14 protein-coding genes and 1 tRNA gene are annotated in these 17,582 nt (G+C 55.5%); 7 read left to right on the top strand and 8 right to left on the bottom strand.

Features of this window, described 5'->3' with window-relative positions:
- Window positions 1-636: L-serine ammonia-lyase (locus ACIQ2T_RS05795; protein WP_397589989.1), on the top strand; the 636-nt coding region annotated here is incomplete at its 5' end.
- 325 nt (window positions 637-961) lie between these two features.
- Here the strand turns inward: ACIQ2T_RS05795 and ACIQ2T_RS05790 are convergent.
- The 6 genes from ACIQ2T_RS05790 to ACIQ2T_RS05765 all read right to left on the bottom strand — a co-directional run bounded on the left by ACIQ2T_RS05790 (window position 962) and on the right by ACIQ2T_RS05765 (window position 5,277).
- Complete coding sequence (locus ACIQ2T_RS05790) at window positions 962-2,005, bottom strand: tyrosine-type recombinase/integrase (protein WP_397583659.1); 1,044 nt, start codon at window positions 2,003-2,005, stop codon at window positions 962-964.
- Between the two features lie 69 nt (window positions 2,006-2,074).
- The gene (locus ACIQ2T_RS05785; protein ID WP_397583660.1) at window positions 2,075-2,518 is read right to left on the bottom strand and encodes a helix-turn-helix domain-containing protein; all 444 of its coding nucleotides are present in this window, start codon (window positions 2,516-2,518) and stop codon (window positions 2,075-2,077) included.
- Window positions 2,519-2,562: 44 nt separating this feature from the next.
- Window positions 2,563-2,730 carry a helix-turn-helix domain-containing protein gene (locus ACIQ2T_RS05780; RefSeq protein ID WP_397583661.1) on the bottom strand — a complete coding sequence of 56 codons (168 nt, stop codon included), beginning with the start codon at window positions 2,728-2,730 and terminating at the stop codon, window positions 2,563-2,565.
- 99 nt (window positions 2,731-2,829) lie between these two features.
- A complete protein-coding gene (locus ACIQ2T_RS05775) occupies window positions 2,830-3,762 on the bottom strand; it encodes a hypothetical protein (protein ID WP_397589988.1) in 933 nt (310 codons plus the stop codon).
- A 44-nt stretch (window positions 3,763-3,806) separates the two neighbouring features.
- Complete coding sequence (locus tag ACIQ2T_RS05770; protein WP_397583663.1) at window positions 3,807-5,036, bottom strand: tyrosine-type recombinase/integrase; 1,230 nt, start codon at window positions 5,034-5,036, stop codon at window positions 3,807-3,809.
- A 154-nt stretch (window positions 5,037-5,190) separates the two neighbouring features.
- A tRNA-Leu gene (locus ACIQ2T_RS05765) sits at window positions 5,191-5,277 on the bottom strand.
- Between the two features lie 209 nt (window positions 5,278-5,486).
- Here ACIQ2T_RS05765 and ACIQ2T_RS05760 point away from each other — a divergent pair.
- The 6 genes from ACIQ2T_RS05760 (at window position 5,487) to ACIQ2T_RS05735 (ending at window position 16,313) form a co-directional block, all read left to right on the top strand.
- The gene (locus ACIQ2T_RS05760) at window positions 5,487-6,410 is read left to right on the top strand and encodes a complex I NDUFA9 subunit family protein (RefSeq protein WP_397589987.1); all 924 of its coding nucleotides are present in this window, start codon (window positions 5,487-5,489) and stop codon (window positions 6,408-6,410) included.
- On the top strand, window positions 6,407-7,207 hold the full coding sequence (locus ACIQ2T_RS05755; RefSeq protein ID WP_397589986.1) for an undecaprenyl-diphosphate phosphatase: 801 nt from the start codon (window positions 6,407-6,409) through the stop codon (window positions 7,205-7,207). The genes ACIQ2T_RS05760 and ACIQ2T_RS05755 overlap by 4 nt, the downstream gene beginning before the upstream one ends.
- Before the next feature lie 160 nt (window positions 7,208-7,367).
- On the top strand, window positions 7,368-8,810 hold the full coding sequence (locus tag ACIQ2T_RS05750; RefSeq protein WP_397589985.1) for an NAD(P)-dependent oxidoreductase: 1,443 nt from the start codon (window positions 7,368-7,370) through the stop codon (window positions 8,808-8,810).
- Window positions 8,807-13,333, top strand: coding sequence for a glutamate synthase large subunit (gene gltB / locus ACIQ2T_RS05745; RefSeq protein WP_397589984.1), 4,527 nt, complete (start codon window positions 8,807-8,809; stop codon window positions 13,331-13,333). Before ACIQ2T_RS05750 ends, gltB begins: the two co-directional genes overlap by 4 nt.
- A 119-nt stretch (window positions 13,334-13,452) precedes the next feature.
- Entirely contained in the window at window positions 13,453-14,490 is a 1,038-nt protein-coding gene (locus ACIQ2T_RS05740; RefSeq protein WP_397589983.1) for an aspartyl/asparaginyl beta-hydroxylase domain-containing protein, read from the top strand.
- A 71-nt stretch (window positions 14,491-14,561) separates the two neighbouring features.
- A complete protein-coding gene (locus ACIQ2T_RS05735) occupies window positions 14,562-16,313 on the top strand; it encodes a DUF885 domain-containing protein (RefSeq protein ID WP_397589982.1) in 1,752 nt (583 codons plus the stop codon).
- Window positions 16,314-16,322: 9 nt separating this feature from the next.
- Here ACIQ2T_RS05735 and ACIQ2T_RS05730 read toward each other — a convergent pair whose 3' ends face one another.
- Both ACIQ2T_RS05730 and ACIQ2T_RS05725 read right to left on the bottom strand, forming a co-directional pair.
- Window positions 16,323-16,898, bottom strand: a complete 576-nt coding sequence (locus ACIQ2T_RS05730; RefSeq protein ID WP_397589991.1) for a hypothetical protein — start codon at window positions 16,896-16,898, stop codon at window positions 16,323-16,325.
- A gap of 73 nt (window positions 16,899-16,971) precedes the next feature.
- On the bottom strand, window positions 16,972-17,520 hold the full coding sequence (locus ACIQ2T_RS05725; RefSeq protein WP_397589990.1) for a demethoxyubiquinone hydroxylase family protein: 549 nt from the start codon (window positions 17,518-17,520) through the stop codon (window positions 16,972-16,974).
- Window positions 17,521-17,582 lie beyond the last annotated feature (62 nt).

Genomic DNA, 17,582 nt, shown 5'->3' with positions numbered 1-17,582 from the left:
GGACTTTGGCGCAAACTCGAGGAGAGTAAAAGGCCGAACGAAAGTGAAGCGTTACTTGATTGGCTGAATGTATTTGCCATGGCTGTGAACGAAGAAAATGCGTCCGGCGGACGTGTTGTGACAGCACCGACTAACGGCGCAGCAGGGATCATCCCAGCCTTAATACGTCACTATTGTACTGGGCAAAAGCGGGATCCGGAGATGGCACGGCGGTTCATTCTTACGGCGGGTGGCATAGGATTACTATACAAGCAGCGCGCGTCTATCTCGGGCGCAGAAATGGGTTGCCAGGGTGAGGTTGGCGTCGCTTGCTCTATGGCTGCCGCTGGTTTGGCAGCAGTATGGGGTGGCACCCCCGAGCAAGTGGCGTCTGCAGCTGAAATCGGTATGGAGCATAACCTTGGCCTGACTTGCGATCCAGTAGGCGGGTTGGTGCAGATACCGTGTATTGAGCGTAATGCCATCGGGGCGGTGAAAGCAGTCAACGCTGCTCGTTTGGCACTTCACAGTCACGAAACACCAAAAGTTTCGCTCGATCAAGTCATCGAAACGATGCGCCAAACCGGCCTGGATATGTCCTCCAAGTATAAGGAAACTAGCCTAGGTGGGTTGGCAGTCAATGTCGTCGCATGTTAACCGGCTGCTGAGAATAGTTGAAAATTGTCGAACGAGTGTGCGTTTTTGCTTCGAGCCTGGAAATGTCCGCTTTTTCCCGCCGCAATGGTCTCTTGGGAGTAATCTTTATTTCTCGAGTGGGCGGCGGCAATGTTCCGTTTAGAGCCATTAAGCGGACAGTCCACTTTCGGCCCAATTGCGGACGTCAGCCACTTGAGGAAATGCAACCTAACCGACTAAACCATCAAAACCCCCCTTTTGCAGCTTTTGTCGGTCAGCTTTACATGCTGATGTGTGCCAGTCACGCGACTGTTAAATGGATATCTTCGAACGGTCGAAAACATGGCTATAAGTTGTTCATTGAAATGCCGTGAAGTTTTGCAACGGCGGCCATCAATTCCTTAAGTTCATGGCTCGCAGGTTCTTGGACGTTGTTGATGCCTAATCCTCGGATCAATTCAGCCTGCCGGTGCGGAGCAACGCTACCATAGCTACTGAATGTCGTCAGCACCTGCTCATGGCCAAGATTTTGGGACCATGCTTTAAAAGTTTCAGCCGTGGTGCAGGTCCTTTCGCCGAGTTGGACCAACGTATTACGGAAACTGTGCGGGTTAAAATAGGGCAGCCCAGCCTCCTCGAATGCCGCCTTGAATATCTCACGGATCGGCCCGGCGCTTTTCCAATTTTCGCGGCGCAAACCGCATGGCGCGAAGCCGCCGCTTTCATCAATTGCGATCAGCGTTGCGGGAAACAGCGGATCATCATTACCCCAAAGCAACTTGTCGCGCAGATGCTGGCAATAGTCTGTGAATATCTCCAACGCATCGCCGCCGACCGGAAAGAACCATGTGCGGAACGATTTAGACGCCTTTGTGCGCACATCGCGTGCATCCTGATGCACAACGCGCTCGACAAGATTGATGTGCTTCATCTTCAATGAAGCTATTGCGCCATCGCGTGCACCAGTCAGGATCGTAAATGCTATCAGGGAACGGTTTCTCAGCTCTATGTCGCTCACAGCTGGCATCGTAGCCAACAGATGATTGATTTGGTCAAGCGAAGGCACTGGCCGCTGTCGGGTGGCATTTGCGATGCGGACATCCTTGTCGCTCAGGTTAAAATAATTGGCGTCGTCATAGGCGATTTTGGATTTGTAACCGGGCTGGCCAGCAAGCCAGAAGAAAAACGCCTTCACCGCCGACAGCGTCGAGTGAACCGTTGCGCGGCTCAATGGTTTGCCAGTGCGAACCGATGTTTGCTCATCCAGCCTGCGCTTAAAAGCGACCGCCTGCTCTCGGTGGAAGCGTCCAAAATCCTTATGCCCATTGGATTCTTCAAAGCGCGATAGCGACTTTGCTACGGCATCAATCGAGGCCTCATCGCGGCGCATTGCTTCCTTCAAATACTGAAAGTATTCGCGCTTAATTCGAGCGTTTGCAGAATTGTGTTTTGCCATGTCTCAGGTGTCCGTCATCTTGTCACAATTTAGGGAGGGATGTGTTCGCTCTATTATGCTTGGCTTTGCCTCCGTAATTTGGATGGCCAAATTCGGCATAATGGCCTCAATGGTCTGCTTTCGTGCGCGACGGTGCATCATGGTTCCGCAGTCTGTGCAAAGAGCACTCAGGTTGCCTGATGCGTTGTTCATGGGCTTGTATTCGACCATGCCAAGGGCGGGCGCTTTCGGTGTCCGGCATCTAAAACAATAGAATGTGCCGGGCAAACATGGGCGCTTTGCGGCTTTGCGCTTTTTATCCAGCCAAGCCTTCAGTTCACTACCGAGAATGATTGTCGGGCGAGAGTTATCAAGTATCGGCAGCCCAGCCTTGATCCAGCCACGTATCGAATTTTTGTGGACGCCCAACTTCAGCGCAGCTTCCTCAACCGAATAGCTACGGTGCATTTTAATTAAGCGGGGATTAGCGCGCCTACCAGTCACGGGGGCGATTACGCTTTGTCGTCAATTAAACGAAGGATCGATTTCACCTTAACCAGCCGTCGCCTGCCCAGCTTTACGCTTTCCAGCCGCTTGTCGGCAATCATCGCGTTAACGGTGGTGCGCCCCAAGCCCAGTGCAAGCATCGTCTCATTCACCGATATAGTAAGTTGTTCCATTTGGCGTCCTTGTGCTGCGCCGGCGGTTGCCAGCGGTCAGATTCGGACTCTCGCGGTTTTTAAAATTAGCGGATATTTTGGCGAGTATTTGGCGGAGATTTAGCGGCCAAATCCTTTGGGACCACGCTTTCTGCCTCCCGACAGCTCGCGAATTCGATCACGTGCGACGTATTTTCCCTCGTATTTTGCGCGGACAAGCGTGATTAACTGTTCTTGGCTTAATTGCTCCCGTGAAGGCGCCATGCTCTCCCACCACTTATTCAATTCGGCGTCCGAAAGGTTGGGCTTTTTCACCCCGGCTTCGACGTGCGTATCACTTTCGACAGGAGGGGCATCAATGGTCGCTCTTAGAAAATGCACCCCTGTCAATTCGATACAATTGGTGCTGTCCAGTCTATAAGCGCGTCCGCTGAATTTGCCGAGTTCCCAATACTGCACGGACCGTTCAGGCGCGCAATACTCCGTCCAAAACCAAACGGGAATATCCCACTCCCTCTCGAAAGTCCCGTAATTGCTGCCCAGCTCTTTTCCAGAAAACATTTGGACCGCACGGCCGGTTACAAAGCCCAATTTCGCCAATTCGATAAGGCGGTTTCCGGCTGTGAAGCTTTGCAGGTTCTCGTTGTTTGCGACCATGTCGCGTGCCTGCCTAGCTGAATACCAGTCATTGCTGCCCTGCACCGAGCATTGCCTGGCAGCAAGAGCACGCTGCTCCACGGGCAAAGTCTCCAGCACATCATCAAGCGCAAAGCGAACGCCAAAGGCATTCATTTCGACCCTCTCGTCTATCCAAGTCGAAAAGTCGCCGACCGTCCAGTTTTGCTTGAGTGCTTCAAGCCCTTTGGCCCGCCAAAACCCTTTTGGGATTTCGGCGTCGGATTTGGTATCCTCTCCAAAAATGAATGTTTTCGCTTTTGCCCGGATCAATCCAGCATAGGCGCGTTCGCATAGAGTGAGAGCGCCAAAGGTCTGGTGCGCCCCGTTCGAAGCGATCTTTAGCGCTAGTGCTGCTTCAATCCAGATGGTCGACATTGACCATTAATGAACGTCAAATTGCCCAATTGGCAAGAGGGCTACTAATTTGAATCGCGCACGGATGATTTTATCGCAACAACGACTGCGCCACTGCGCAGAGTATCTAGCTTTTGACCCCACCAAGTGGCCATGGCCACGCGCTCTTCCCAATGTGCGCCGCGATGATAGGTTCCGCGCACTTTGTCCGTGTCGCGGTGAGCCAATGCACGTTCGATTGCGTCAGGGTGCCACTTGCCAGATTCGTTCAACAGCGTTGAAGCCAAAGAACGAAAACCATGCGCTGTCATCTCATCCGCGCCAAAGCCCATGCGGCGCAGTGCAACGTTGACAGTGTTTTCCGACATTGTGCCATTCGGCTTGCCCAGTGCCGGAAAAACAAACCGCCCGTCACCGGACAAGCCCTTCAACTCCATAAGCAACGCAAGCGACTGTTCGGATAATGGCACCACATGCTCGCGCCGCTTCTTCATGCGGGTGGCTGGAATACGCCAGATGGCAGCTCCAAAATCAAACTCGGCCCATTCGGCTTGGCGCAGCTCCCCCGGACGGACGAACAGATGCGGCGACAGTTGCAATGCCAGCCGGGTCAGTGGTGCACCACCATAGGAGTCAATTGCTCGCAATAGTTCGCCAACCCGTTTAGGATCGATGATAGCGGCCAGATTTTTCACCTTAGGCGACGCAATTGCGCCGCGAAGCAAAGAAGCCGGGTCAGCCTTAGCGCGTGCCGTGGCGACGGCGTAGCGGAACACACGGCTGGCAAAAGCTCGCGTTCGCTTGGCAGTTTCCAGAACGTCGGCGTTTTCCTGCTTTTTCAGTAACGCTAGCAATTCGTGCGCTTCAATTTGATCGACTGGGCGGTTGCCTATCGCCGGACGAAGCCATAACCGCGCCCAATTCAGTTTTGAAATAGTCGCTGGTGCCAGTCCTTCGCGTTCGACCTTGGCGATATACTCTATAGCCACCGCATCAAAGGTGGTTGCAGCGGAAAGTTTAGCCACGATCCGTTCGCGTCGCTTAGCGGCAGCAGGGTCACTGCCACCGGCGATTTTTGTTTTGGCAGCATCGCGCGCTTTGCGGGCATCGCCAAGCCCTAAGGCGGGATATTTACCCAGTGAAAGCTTGCGCTCAATACCATCTATGCGGAATTTTAGCCGCCAAAGTTTTCCACCCGATACCGTCACCAGCAAATATAGACCGCCGCCATCAGCAAGTTTGTAATCACGTTCGCGCGGTTTTGCGTTTTTGATTGATATGTCAGTCAAAGCCATTGGAGTGCCCCTCTCGGAAAAGGCCCCCAAAAAGGCCCCCAGTTTCGGCTGGCTGCTGGCGAACAATAGCGGCTGCTAGCGACTAGCTTAAGCCTATATATGGCAAAAAACCTAGGTTTTGTCGACTAATTTCGATCAACAGTGATCATGCTAATGGTGCCCGGAAGAGGACTCGAACCTCCACGCCGTTACCAGCGCCAGCACCTGAAGCTGGTGCGTCTACCAATTCCGCCATCCGGGCACGTGAAACGCAGTATAGCTGCGTGTCGGGTAGGGGCGTTCCTTTAAGCGATCAGGTTATATTGTCAATGACCGTGCCGTGCCAGGATTAAATAGCTATTGCCGCCTGTCCATACGCGCGCCAGTCATTTTCACGCAGGTCGGCCTTGAAAGCTTACCGGTGCTGGTGCAAAGCGCCAGCAGGCTATCACGTTGCACGACGGAGCATATATGCAAGGCAAATTGATTACGATTTTTGGCGGCGGCGGTTTCCTCGGCCGCTATGTTGCCCAAACATTACTTGGCCAAGGCGCCAGGGTTCGCGTCGCATGCCGTAATGCAAATAGCGCCATCCACATAAAGCCGCTAGGCAATCTGGGTCAGGTGCAGTTGATGGAAGCGGATGTTCGCAAGCCTGCAAGTGTTGCTCGCGCGGTCATGGATGCCGATGCCGTCGTCAATTTGGTTGGCAGCTTTACCGATATGAACGCGGTTCAGAATATCGGCGCGGGCGTTGTTGCCAAGGCGGCTGCAGATGCTGGCGTCACAGCCTTGGTGCACATCTCAGCCATTGGCGCAGACGCACATAGCAACGCCGAATATGGGCAAAGCAAAGCCGGCGGTGAAGCTGCTGTCCATGCCGCATTTCCTTCTGCCGTCATCTTGCGGCCATCCATCGTCTTCGGACGCGAAGACCAGTTTATCAACCGTTTCGCCGGACTAATCCGCATGCTGCCGGTCGTTCCGGTCATCGGCGCTGCTACGCGGTTCCAGCCAGTGTTTGTAGGTGATGTCGCCAAGGCAGTTGCCGCAGCGCTTGCGCATCAGGATGGTCGTGTTCTCGAACTGGGCGGGCCAGAGATATTTTCAATGATGGAGCTGAACCGATGGATCGCCAAGGCCATCGGACGCGCGCCTGTGTTTGTAGAAGTACCCGGCATTGCCGCCAAGATGCTCGCCAAGGGCACGGGCTGGATGCCGGGGGCACCGATTACAGAAGACCAGTATAAGATGCTGGGTAGCGACAATGTGGTGACGGGAACGGACGGACTAGCCGCTTACGGTATCGTGCCAACGCCGATAGATGTGATCGCTGCGGATTGGTTGGATATTTACCGCAAGCATGGCCGCTTTGGCAGCAGTCCCAAACAATGAGCGATACGATGATCGCTTTGCTCCTCGGCTTTATCGAGGGGCTGACGGAATTTTTGCCCGTATCATCCACTGGGCACCTGATTTTGGCGGGTGAAGTCATCGGCTTTACGGACAACAGTTCGGTTGCCTTTAAAATCGCGATCCAGCTTGGGGCGATTTTGGCGGTGCTGTTGGTTTATTGGCGGCGCTTCTGGGCCGTTGGAACTGGGCTACTGAAGATGGAAAAGGGGCCTGTGGCCTTCACACGAAACATCCTTCTTGGGTTTGCACCGGCACTTGTGATTGGCGTTATCGCATATGACGCTATCCGCGCAGCCATGCAAACGCCGGAGATTGTTGCTCTCGCGCTGATCGTTGGCGGCATCATCATATTATTGCTGGAGCGTGTGGTGAAGACGGTGCGCTTTCATGCAGTTGAGGAAATCCCCTTTGGCACGGCATTGTCGATTGGCCTTGTCCAATGCACCGCCATGCTGCCGGGTGTAAGCCGCTCCGGCGCAACCATCATGGGCGGGCTAATGATGGGGGTTGAGCGCAAGACAGCAGCAGAGTTTTCCTTCTTTCTTGCTGTGCCCACAATGCTGGCTGCAACGGTGTACGCGTTATGGAAAGACAGGGCGCTTTTGAACGCCGATGATCTGGGGATGATAGCCATTGGTTTCACCATGGCTTTTCTGGTTGGAGTGGTCGTGGTGAAGGCCTTTGTTGCCATCGTCGGCAAGTGCGGATTTGCACCTTTCGCATATTACCGAATCATAATCGGAACCGCCGCGTTGCTGTGGCTAACACTTCGATAGGCATCATATCGGACCCTTTTAATTGAAAGATTATTGCGCAGAGTTAAATTTTAGTCTCAAATTCTACTATTTTAGTCAGTACAGCTGACCTATTTATTAGATTTACACGTGACAGAGCGTGTTTGCCGCGTTACGCGCAGCGCTTCTTAAGGAGCGTGCTGTGGCTAATGATCCGATGCTAAAGTTTATTTCAAAGCCGCAGGCTTATCCGCACAAGCGGGAAGCCGAATTGCGTGCGGAGGATTTTGCGGAAATCGCTGACCGTTATGCGCCAGACGCAGCGGCCGATCAGGCGTCGCGGTGTTCGCAATGCGGCGTACCTTATTGTTCAGTGCACTGCCCGCTGCACAACCATATACCAGATTGGTTGCGCCTCACCGCCGAAGGCCGTTTGCGCGAAGCTTATGAGCTGTCGAACCTGACCAGCACTATGCCCGAGATTTGTGGCCGTATCTGCCCGCAGGACCGTTTGTGCGAAGGCAATTGCGTCATTGAGTTTTCGGGCCATGACGCGGTCACGATTGGCTCGGTCGAAAAATACATTACCGATACCGCGTGGGAGCAGGGCTGGGTAGAACCCGTCGAGGTCGGGCTGTCGCGCGGCCAATCGGTTGGCATTATCGGGGCTGGCCCCGGCGGATTGACGACGGCGGAATATCTGCGCGTCGCGGGCTATGACGTTCATGTCTACGACCGATACGACCGGATGGGCGGATTGCTGACCTATGGCATTCCGGGCTTTAAGTTGGAGAAAGACATTGTCATGCGCCGTGTGCAACGGCTTGAGGATGCCGGCATCATTTTCCACGCGAATTTCGAAGTGGGCCGCGATGCCTCGCTGGATGATTTGCGCGCGAAGCATGACGCGGTGCTTATTGCCACCGGCGTGTACAAGGCACGGGCGATTGCAACGCCAAGCAGTGGGCTTGACGGAATCGTCCCTGCGCTCGATTTTCTCACCATTTCCAACCGCAAGGGCTTTGGCGATGCCGTGCCCGTTTTCGACAGCGGCGCGATGAATGCGCATGGCAAAGACGTCGTCGTCATAGGTGGCGGCGATACCGCAATGGATTGTGTCCGCACTGCCGTCCGCCAAGGCGCAAAGTCGGTAAAGTGCCTGTACCGCCGCGACCGCGATAATATGCCGGGGTCGCAGCGCGAAGTGACCAATGCCGAAGAAGAGGGCGTCGAATTTGTCTGGCTGTCCGGTCCCAAGGGCTTTGACGGCGACGGCAAAGTCGAACGCGTGCATGTCGCCAAAATGCGGCTTGCAGCCCCCGATGCGTCTGGGCGCCGCACGCCCGAAAATGACCCGGAGGGCGACTTCACGCTCAACGCCGATATGGTGATTACCGCCCTTGGCTTTGAAGCCGAAGACCTGCCTGTGATGTTTAACGCCCCCGACCTAAACGTAACCCGCTGGGGCACGTTGCGTGTTGACCATAAAACGCAGATGACCAACCTCGACGGTGTCTTTGCCGTTGGCGACATCGTGCGCGGCGCAAGCCTTGTCGTCTGGGCGATCCGCGATGGCCGCGATGTGACGCAGCATATGCACAATTATCTCAAATCAAAAGCAAGCCGCGAGAGGCAAGCAGCATGACCGTTTTTTACCCCACCCCCGAACATGAGCGTCTTGCGCGCGAAGGCATGTATCATCCGGAGTCCGAAGGCGATGCCTGCGGCGTTGGCTTGATCGCGGCAACCGATGGCAAGCCGTCGCGCCGCGTTGTTGCGGCGGGTATTGAGGCGTTGAAGGCGGTCTGGCACCGCGGCGCAGTCGACGCCGATGGCAAGACCGGCGATGGCGCAGGGCTGCATATCGACCTGCCCGTCCGCTTTTTCGACGATGCGATTTCGGACAGCGGCCACCGGCCGATGCCTAACCGGCTTGCGGTTGGCATGGTATTCCTGCCGCGCACTGACCTGAGCGCACAAGAGAATTGCCGGACGATTGTCGAGGCAGAGATCATCGACGCAGGCTACATAATTTATGGTTGGCGTCAGGTGCCCGTCAATGTGTCCGTCATCGGCGACAAGGCACAGGCAACGCGGCCTGAGATTGAACAGATCATGATTGCGGGCCCAATGCCCGATGAGGTCGACGCAACAGAATTTGAGAAGAACCTGTACCTCATCCGCCGCCGGATCGAAAAGAAGATCATCGCTGCGCAAATTCGCGATTTCTATATCTGTTCGATGTCGTGCCGGTCCATTGTCTACAAGGGCCTATTCCTTGCGGAGTCGCTGTCGGTATTTTATCCCGACCTTCAGGACGACCGTTTCGAAAGCCGCGTCGCGATTTTCCATCAACGCTATTCGACCAACACTTTCCCGCAATGGTGGTTGGCGCAGCCGTTCCGCGGGCTAGCGCATAATGGGGAAATTAACACCATTCGCGGCAACCAAAATTGGATGAAGAGCCACGAGATAAAGATGGCCAGCATCGCCTTTGGCGCGCAGTCCGATGATATTAAGCCCGTTATCCCAGCCGGATCATCGGACACCGCCGCATTGGATGCCGTGTTCGAAACCTTGGTGCGTTCAGGCAAGGAAGCACCGACCGCAAAGCTGATGCTGATCCCCGAAGCATGGCAATCGAACCCCAATCTGCCGGCCACCCACCGCGCGATGTATGAATATATGGCAAGCGTGATGGAACCATGGGATGGCCCCGCCGCCTTGGCGATGACCGATGGCCATTGGGCCGTCGCAGGGGTTGACCGCAACGCTTTGCGTCCGCTGCGCTACAGCCGGACGTCGGACAATTTGCTGGTCATTGGTTCGGAAACCGGGATGGTCATCCTGCCCGAAACGACGATATTGGAAAAGGGCCGCCTTGGCCCCGGACAAATGATTGCCGTCAATTTGGATGAAGGCAAATTATACCGCGACGGCGAGTTGAAGGACCGTATTTCGGCCGAACAGGATTATGGCGCTTTGGTCGGCGGCTTCCGCCGGATCACCGACTTGCCCGAAGCTGGCGACGACAGCGCGCCCGCTTGGTCGCGCGCGGAATTGACCAAGCGGCAAATCGCCGCTGGCATGACGTTGGAAGATGTCGAAATGATCCTCGCGCCGATGATCGAAGATGGCAAAGAAGCCATTGGGTCAATGGGCGATGATACGCCTTTGGCGGTGATCAGCGACAAGCCGCGCCTTATCAGCCAGTTTTTCCGCCAGAATTTCAGCCAGGTCACTAACCCGCCGATCGACAGCTTGCGCGAACGGCATGTGATGAGCCTGAAGACACGCTTTTCCAACCTTGCCAATATCTTGGAGGAGAAGAGCCAGAATGCAGATGTGCTGGTTCTCGATAGCCCGGTTCTGACCGCGCATGATTGGCGCAGGTTGAAGGCCGCGTTCGGACCGCTTGGCGCCGAAATCGACTGCACCTATGACATATCCGCCGGGCAAGAGGGCCTGCGCGCGGCCATCACGCGCATCCGTGAAGAAGCCGTCGCCGCGGTGCGTATGGGCAAATCCGAACTGTTTTTGACCGACGATAATATCAGTGAGGACCGGGTGGGAATCGCGATGATCCTAGCTGCTGCTGCTGTGCATACGCACTTGGTCCGCAATGGTCTGCGCAGCTATTCGTCGATTAACGTCCGTTCCGCCGAATGCTTGGATACGCATTATTTTGCGGTTCTCATTGGTGTCGGCGCAACCACCGTGAACGCTTATCTTGCCGAAGCTATGATTGCCGACCGCCATGGCCGCGGCCTGCTGGGCAGCCTGACATTATCGCAAGCCATCGAAAATTACCGCACGGCCATTAACGAAGGGCTGCTGAAGATCATGTCCAAAATGGGCATCGCAGTTATCTCCAGCTATCGCGGCGGCTATAATTTTGAAGCAGTTGGCCTGTCGCGTGCTTTGGTCAATGACTTCTTCCCCGGCATGCCGAACAAGATTTCGGGCGAAGGCTATCACTCTTTATATGTGAACGCGCGTGACCGTCACGCCGATGCGTTCGACGCCGCGGTTGCGCGGTTACCCGTTGGCGGCTTTTACAAGCAACGCGATGGCGGGGAAGAACATGCCTATTCCGCTGGCCTGATGCATTTGTTGCAAAGCTCCGTGGCGAATGACAGCTATTCGACCTACACGCAATTCGCCCAAGGCGTAAAAGAGTTGCCGCCGATTTACTTGCGCGATTTGTTGGAGTTCAACTTCGCGAAAGAGCCGGTTGCGATTGACGAGGTTGAGGCGATAACCGAAATCCGCAAACGTTTTGTAACACCCGGAATGTCGCTTGGCGCCTTGTCGCCAGAGGCACATGAAACATTGGCCATCGCCATGAACCGGATCGGCGCAAAGGCCGTTTCGGGAGAAGGCGGCGAAGACAGCAAGCGTTTCAAGCCATATGACAATGGTGACAACGCCAACAGCGTCATCAAGCAAGTCGCAAGCGGCCGCTTCGGTGTTACCGCCGAATATCTGGGTGCGTGCGAGGAAATTGAAATCAAGGTCGCACAGGGCGCAAAACCCGGTGAAGGTGGGCAATTGCCCGGCTTTAAGGTGACCGAAATGATTGCACGGCTGCGGCACTCGACGCCGGGCGTGACGCTGATTTCACCGCCACCGCATCACGACATTTACTCCATCGAAGATTTGGCGCAGCTGATCTACGATCTCAAACAGATTAACCCGCGTGCGCGGGTCTGTGTGAAGCTTGTCAGTGCGGCAGGCATTGGCACGATTGCGGCAGGTGTGGCCAAGGCACATGCGGATGTCATCCTCGTCTCGGGCAATGTCGGTGGTACGGGCGCAAGTCCGCAGACCAGCATTAAATATGCAGGCACACCATGGGAAATGGGGCTATCCGAAGCCAATCAGGTGCTCACGCTCAATGGGCTTCGTCACCGCGTCAAGCTGCGCACCGATGGTGGCCTAAAAACCGGACGCGACATTGTTGTTGCCGCGATATTGGGCGCTGAGGAATTTGGCATCGGGACCCTAAGCCTCGTTGCCATGGGCTGCATCATGGTGCGCCAATGCCATTCGAACACCTGCCCTGTTGGCGTGTGTGTTCAGGATGAAGCGTTGCGCAAAAAATTCACGGGCACGCCAGAAAAGGTCATCAACCTGATGACCTTCATCGCCGAAGAAGTGCGCGAAATATTGGCTAAGCTTGGCTATCGCAGCCTTGACGAGGTTATCGGACGCACCGAATTGTTGCGGCAGGTCAGCCGCGGTGCAGAGCATCTTGACGATCTCGACCTTAACCCGATCCTCGCCAAAGTCGACGCGCCGGACAGCGCGCGCCGGTTCAACATCCCGACATTCCGCAACGAAGTACCCGATAGCCTGGATGCGCAAATGATCCATGATGGCAGGCCAGTGTTCGAACGGCGCGAAAAGATGCAGCTTACCTACAATGTCCGCAACACGCATCGCGCAGTGGGCACGCGGCTCAGCTCGGAAATCACGCGGTTATATGGCATGAAGGGCCTCGCAGAAGGCCATGTGCATGTCCGCTTGCGTGGCTCTGCTGGTCAGTCGCTTGGGGCATTTTTGTGCCAAGGCATTACATTGGAAGTCTTTGGCGATGCCAATGACTATGTCGGTAAGGGCCTGTCCGGCGGCACGATCATTGTGCGTCCAACGGTCAGCAGCCCGCTGACCAGCCATCAGAATAGCATCATCGGCAACACCGTGCTCTATGGTGCGACATCAGGCCGACTGTTCGCGGCAGGGCAAGCGGGTGAGCGCTTTGCCGTCCGCAACTCTGGCGCGCATGTTGTGGTTGAAGGTTGCGGCTCAAACGGGCTGGAATATATGACCGGCGGCCTGGCGGTCATTTTGGGCAAGGTCGGCAGCAATTTCGGCGCTGGCATGACGGGCGGAATGGCCTTTGTGCTCGATGCCGGTGGTGACTTTGCCGCCATGGCCAATCCAGATAGCATCGTGTGGCAACGTCTGGAAAGTGCCTATTGGGAAGAGCAGCTCAAGGCGCTTATCACAGAACATGCGCGGACAACGGACAGCGCATGGTCGAAATCGATCATTGAGGATTGGGATCGCAGACGCGGCGAATTCTGGCAAATTTGCCCGAAGGAAATGCTTACGCGGCTCAGCCAGCCTCTGTCCGACCATGTGGCATTGGAAGCTGCCGAATAGCATAAGCATGGATGCAGGCTGAGCACACGTGTTCCGGTGGCATGGCGCACGCACCCGATAGGCGCGCCTTGCGGATCGCAACATTGCCAAAACATATTGTGATGCCCTAATGCTATGGCATGGCATCTAACGCGCCCTATACACCTTCCGATTTCCCGTCTGAGGCGGAGGCGGAGTCGCGGCTTACAGCGGACAGGTTTGACATCATTGCGTTAATCGCCAAGGCCGACCGCAGGCGTGAAAATAGTGATAACCGTGCCGCCAGCGCTTATTATAATGCAGCCATAAGAACTGCCGCCGCGCGCCCGCCCGCCGACCCTGATGTCGTTGCACAAGTCGCGCGCGCTGATGCTGCTACCCGATGGCTGGCGGACCATTTCCGTTGCCATCTGCTTGATGCGTTGACCGATCGGGGCTTTACCCGCGATCATCAGCACCCCCGTTTTCGTGAGTCGCTCGATATGATGTTCGGCGATATGCAACGGCCAGACGAGTATAGGCAATTCCCGCAAAAGCCGATGGCGCATTATTATCCGGGTATGACGCATATCGAATTTGCCGACACGCGGTCATTTGACTGGGTGCAGCAATTGGAAGCACGCTTTCCCGAAATGCAACGCGAGGCTCTGGCGATTTTAGCAAGCCATGACGGATTTCAGCCTTATATCAAAGCAGCATCAAGCCGCCCACAGCAAGACCATCACGGACTGCTCGAAAATGCAGACTGGAGCACATTGCATCTCTGGCAAAATGGGGGCCCCGTTGACGAACATATTCGCCGATGCCCGATTATTTACCAGACCATCATTGACCATGTACCCCTTTGCCACATCGGACCGCGTGCGCCGTCAATCATGCTGTCGCTTCTCAAGCCCGGAGCGAAAATCCCCCCTCATACGGGGATGCTCAACAGCAGGCTTATTTGCCACCTGCCGTTAATCGTCCCGCCAGACTGTGGCTTTCGTGTGGGTACTACGACGATTAAGTGGGAAGAGGGCAAGGTCATCGCCTTTGATGACAGCGTCGAGCATGAGGCATGGAACAACAGCGCGTTTGACCGGCTCGTTCTAATCTTCGACATCTGGCGGCCCGAGCTTACGCAAACGGAACGCGATCAGATTACCGCTATGTTCGATGTCGTCGACAATTACCGCTGACTCAATAGCCACTGGCCAATTGGTCGCTCTCCTGCTTAAGTCATCGCACTGATATGTCATGGAGATGCGTTATGCGTAGTGTGTTACTTGCCGGCTGTTTATGTGCGATGTCGGTGCCCGCTTATGCCGATGCCAATGCTGACCTGAACAATCTTGTCAGCGATGTCTGGGCGTATACGTTAAAAGAGCAGCCTGTGTACGCAAGCGCCCTTGGCGTGAATGATTATGCCAATGAACTTGGCGATTATACGCTGGCGGCGCAGGACCGCAGAGCAGCGCAAGCCGCGCAATTTCTTGCCCGTTTGGACGCCATACCGGCGGCATCGCTTGATGCGCCAACAAAGGTTGAAGCAGGCATATTGCGGCGGTCGCTCAATTCGGCGATTGAGGGCAATAGATTTGGCCAACGGGCCATCAACTTCACGACCTATTCCAGCTGGCATCAGCAACTGGCCGGCATGGCACAAAACCTGCCGTTCAAAACCAAGAGAGATTTTGAATCCTACAATGCCCGCCTCACACAATATGCGCGGGCTAATGATGAAAATATCGAGGTCGCCAATGTTGCTATCAAGGGCAAGTTTACGCAAGCTTGCGAAACGTTAAACGGCTTTGAAGGCACAATCAGCGGGCTTATTGCCCCCGACATTCGCCGGTCGCGTTTCTTCGGACCTTATGCCGGCAAGCGTCCTGAAAATATTTCGGAAACCGACTTTGCTATATTGGCCGCAAACGCCGAAGCGACCATCCGCACGGTCGTGTATCCAGCGCTGAACAAGCAACTGGCGTGGTACACAACAAATTACAAGCCAGCCTGCGCCAAGGCGCCAGGTGTTTCGGCGCAGCCAAATGGTACGGCCTATTATGCCTTTCGTATCCGTGAGGAAACAACGACTGATCTGACCGCTGAGCAAATCCACCAAATTGGCCTCAGCGAAGTGACGCGGATCCGTGCCGAAATGGTAGAGGTCGCCAAAAAGGCTGGCTACCCAAGCCGCGAAGCCTTGATCGCGCATTTGCGGACTGACCCGCAATATTATGCCAAAACGCCTGAGGAACTGATGGAGAAGGTCGCGCGTGTGACCAAGATCATTGACGGCAAGATGCCCACATTGTTCGGGCACCTGCCCCGCTTGCCATATGGCATCCGAGAAATTCCCGCAGAAACGGCCGAGGGCACGACCACGGCTTATTATAATCCGGGATCACCCGAGATCGGCATTTCAGGCACCTATTTTGTCAACACATCAAAGCTGAACCAGCGACCGTTTTGGGAAATCCCGGCGTTGTCAGCGCACGAAGCCGTTCCGGGGCATCACAATCAGATTGCGTTGCAGCAGGAACTGCCTTTGTCCGATTTCCGCAAATATGGCGCGTCCTTTACCGCGTTTACCGAAGGTTGGGGCTTATACTCCGAACGGCTTGGCATCGAAATGGGGCTGTATGACACCCCTGCCAAGGACATGGGCAGGCTGTCCTACGAAATGTGGCGCGCGTGCCGCTTGGTGGTCGATACCGGCATTCATGCCAAGGGTTGGAGCAAGCAGCAGGCCATCGCCTTTATGACCGATAACAGCGCCTTGTCCGCCGCCAATATCGAGGCGGAGGTCAATCGTTATATTAGCTGGCCGGGTCAAGCCTTGGCCTATAAATTAGGCGAACTGAAAATCCGCGAATTGCGGGATATGGCGACCAAGGAGCTTGGGAGCAAATTTGATTTGGCTGCCTTCCATGACGCGGTGCTTGGCCAAGGGTCAGTGCCGCTGAATGTCCTTGATCAGCAAATCAAAGATTGGGTCGCGGCTGAAAAAACGAAGGGCTAAGCCGCCTGCTTATTTGGGTTCAGGAAGCGGCTGTGCATCGGCGCTTGCCGCTTCCTTGGTTTCTAACTCTGCCTGCAATTTTGCCTCACGTTCAGCGCGGCCTTTTTCAAACGCCTGCACGCGGGCTTCCACCTCTGCGGCCTCGGCATCGACGCCTGCCATGCGCTTGGCGCGTTCGGCGGCGATTAAGCGGCCAAAGACAATGCCTGTATCTTGCGCCTTTTCGGCATACGCCTTGTTAATCTCTGCCAAGCCGCAGCCGGTAAAACCGCCAGCGCCCGACGGCGAGCAGCTCATCGTGCCGCTTGCGCCAACATATTCATAAGATTTGATCCGCTCCGACATCGCTTGATTACGCGGGTCGTTGATATCGCCGCGCAAAGATGAAGGTATGCGAAAGCGGTCGGCCTCCCCCAAACGGGCGCAAACCACAATCTCGTCGCCTTTGCTTTCGGGGCATTTGTCGGCGCCGTAAATGATGAGCTGGTTGATTTTCTCATCACCGGGTCTGGCTGCCGGGGCATCCTGCGCCGATGCCTGGACCGACAGCATCAATGCGATGCTAGCTATCGAAATTCTGGCCATTGCTCTCACGCGATTATCTCCAAAAAATATGTACCCTGCAACTGAAGGTCGCAGGCTGAATGCGGCATGAAGCTTAAATATGTTTCGACACGGCAATGGCGGTACGGCACCCCATGCGGACCAGTGCGCTCATCAAGGGATAGGCAGGCGCGCGTTCCGCACCTTCGGCCAAGGCAGTTGCCTTATGCGCCTGCTCATCCGCTTGGAAATCTGCAATCATCGCCGACAATTCGGGGTCGCTATCGCCGATTTCGGCAAGCTGTTCGCTGTAGTGGCGGTCAATTTCGGTCTCCACAGCCACAGTGCAGGCCATGGCCGCCTCCGGACTGACGGCGGCGGACACAGCGCCAAGTGCAAAGCCAGCCGCACTCCAAATCGGGTGCAAGGCTGTTGGCCGCACACCGCGCTCAGCCATCATCTTGTCAAAGGCGTTAAGGTGGCGCTCCTCTTGCTCTGCCATATGCGCGATGCTGCGCGCGGCAGGCGTGCGGTCACCCATGACCGCAAGCTGTCCGGCGTAAATCCGTTTCGCGCCAAATTCGCCCGCTTGGTTGACGCGAATCATGCGTTCGATTGCCAAGTTCCGCTGCGCGGAGGTTTTTAGATTTTCTTGTTGCGCCATATCATTGCCAAGATGAGCATTGCGCCGCCGAACGACAAGAGGAAATTGTATCCCGCCAGCGA

The organism is Sphingorhabdus sp. (assembly GCF_044357595.1).
In the GTDB taxonomy this organism is placed as follows: domain Bacteria; phylum Pseudomonadota; class Alphaproteobacteria; order Sphingomonadales; family Sphingomonadaceae; genus Sphingorhabdus_B.
Note: the sequence above shows the minus strand (reverse complement) of the source record. Positions and strands in the feature narration are given on the sequence as shown.

What these genes read in the sequence shown, in the direction of transcription:
- ACIQ2T_RS05755 (WP_397589986.1), top strand. Translation starts at nt 6,407, where the DNA reads ATGAGCGATACGATGATCGCTTTGCTCCTCGGCTTTATCGAGGGGCTG.
- ACIQ2T_RS05770 (WP_397583663.1), bottom strand. Translation starts at nt 5,036, where the DNA reads ATGGCTTTGACTGACATATCAATCAAAAACGCAAAACCGCGCGAACGT.
- ACIQ2T_RS05785 (WP_397583660.1), bottom strand. Translation starts at nt 2,518, where the DNA reads ATGCACCGTAGCTATTCGGTTGAGGAAGCTGCGCTGAAGTTGGGCGTC.
- ACIQ2T_RS05725 (WP_397589990.1), bottom strand. Translation starts at nt 17,520, where the DNA reads ATGGCGCAACAAGAAAATCTAAAAACCTCCGCGCAGCGGAACTTGGCA.
- ACIQ2T_RS05790 (WP_397583659.1), bottom strand. Translation starts at nt 2,005, where the DNA reads ATGCGCCGCGATGAGGCCTCGATTGATGCCGTAGCAAAGTCGCTATCG.
- ACIQ2T_RS05760 (WP_397589987.1), top strand. Translation starts at nt 5,487, where the DNA reads ATGCAAGGCAAATTGATTACGATTTTTGGCGGCGGCGGTTTCCTCGGC.
- ACIQ2T_RS05780 (WP_397583661.1), bottom strand. Translation starts at nt 2,730, where the DNA reads ATGGAACAACTTACTATATCGGTGAATGAGACGATGCTTGCACTGGGC.
- ACIQ2T_RS05730 (WP_397589991.1), bottom strand. Translation starts at nt 16,898, where the DNA reads ATGGCCAGAATTTCGATAGCTAGCATCGCATTGATGCTGTCGGTCCAG.
- gltB (WP_397589984.1), top strand. Translation starts at nt 8,807, where the DNA reads ATGACCGTTTTTTACCCCACCCCCGAACATGAGCGTCTTGCGCGCGAA.
- ACIQ2T_RS05735 (WP_397589982.1), top strand. Translation starts at nt 14,562, where the DNA reads ATGCGTAGTGTGTTACTTGCCGGCTGTTTATGTGCGATGTCGGTGCCC.
- ACIQ2T_RS05775 (WP_397589988.1), bottom strand. Translation starts at nt 3,762, where the DNA reads ATGTCGACCATCTGGATTGAAGCAGCACTAGCGCTAAAGATCGCTTCG.
- ACIQ2T_RS05740 (WP_397589983.1), top strand. Translation starts at nt 13,453, where the DNA reads ATGGCATCTAACGCGCCCTATACACCTTCCGATTTCCCGTCTGAGGCG.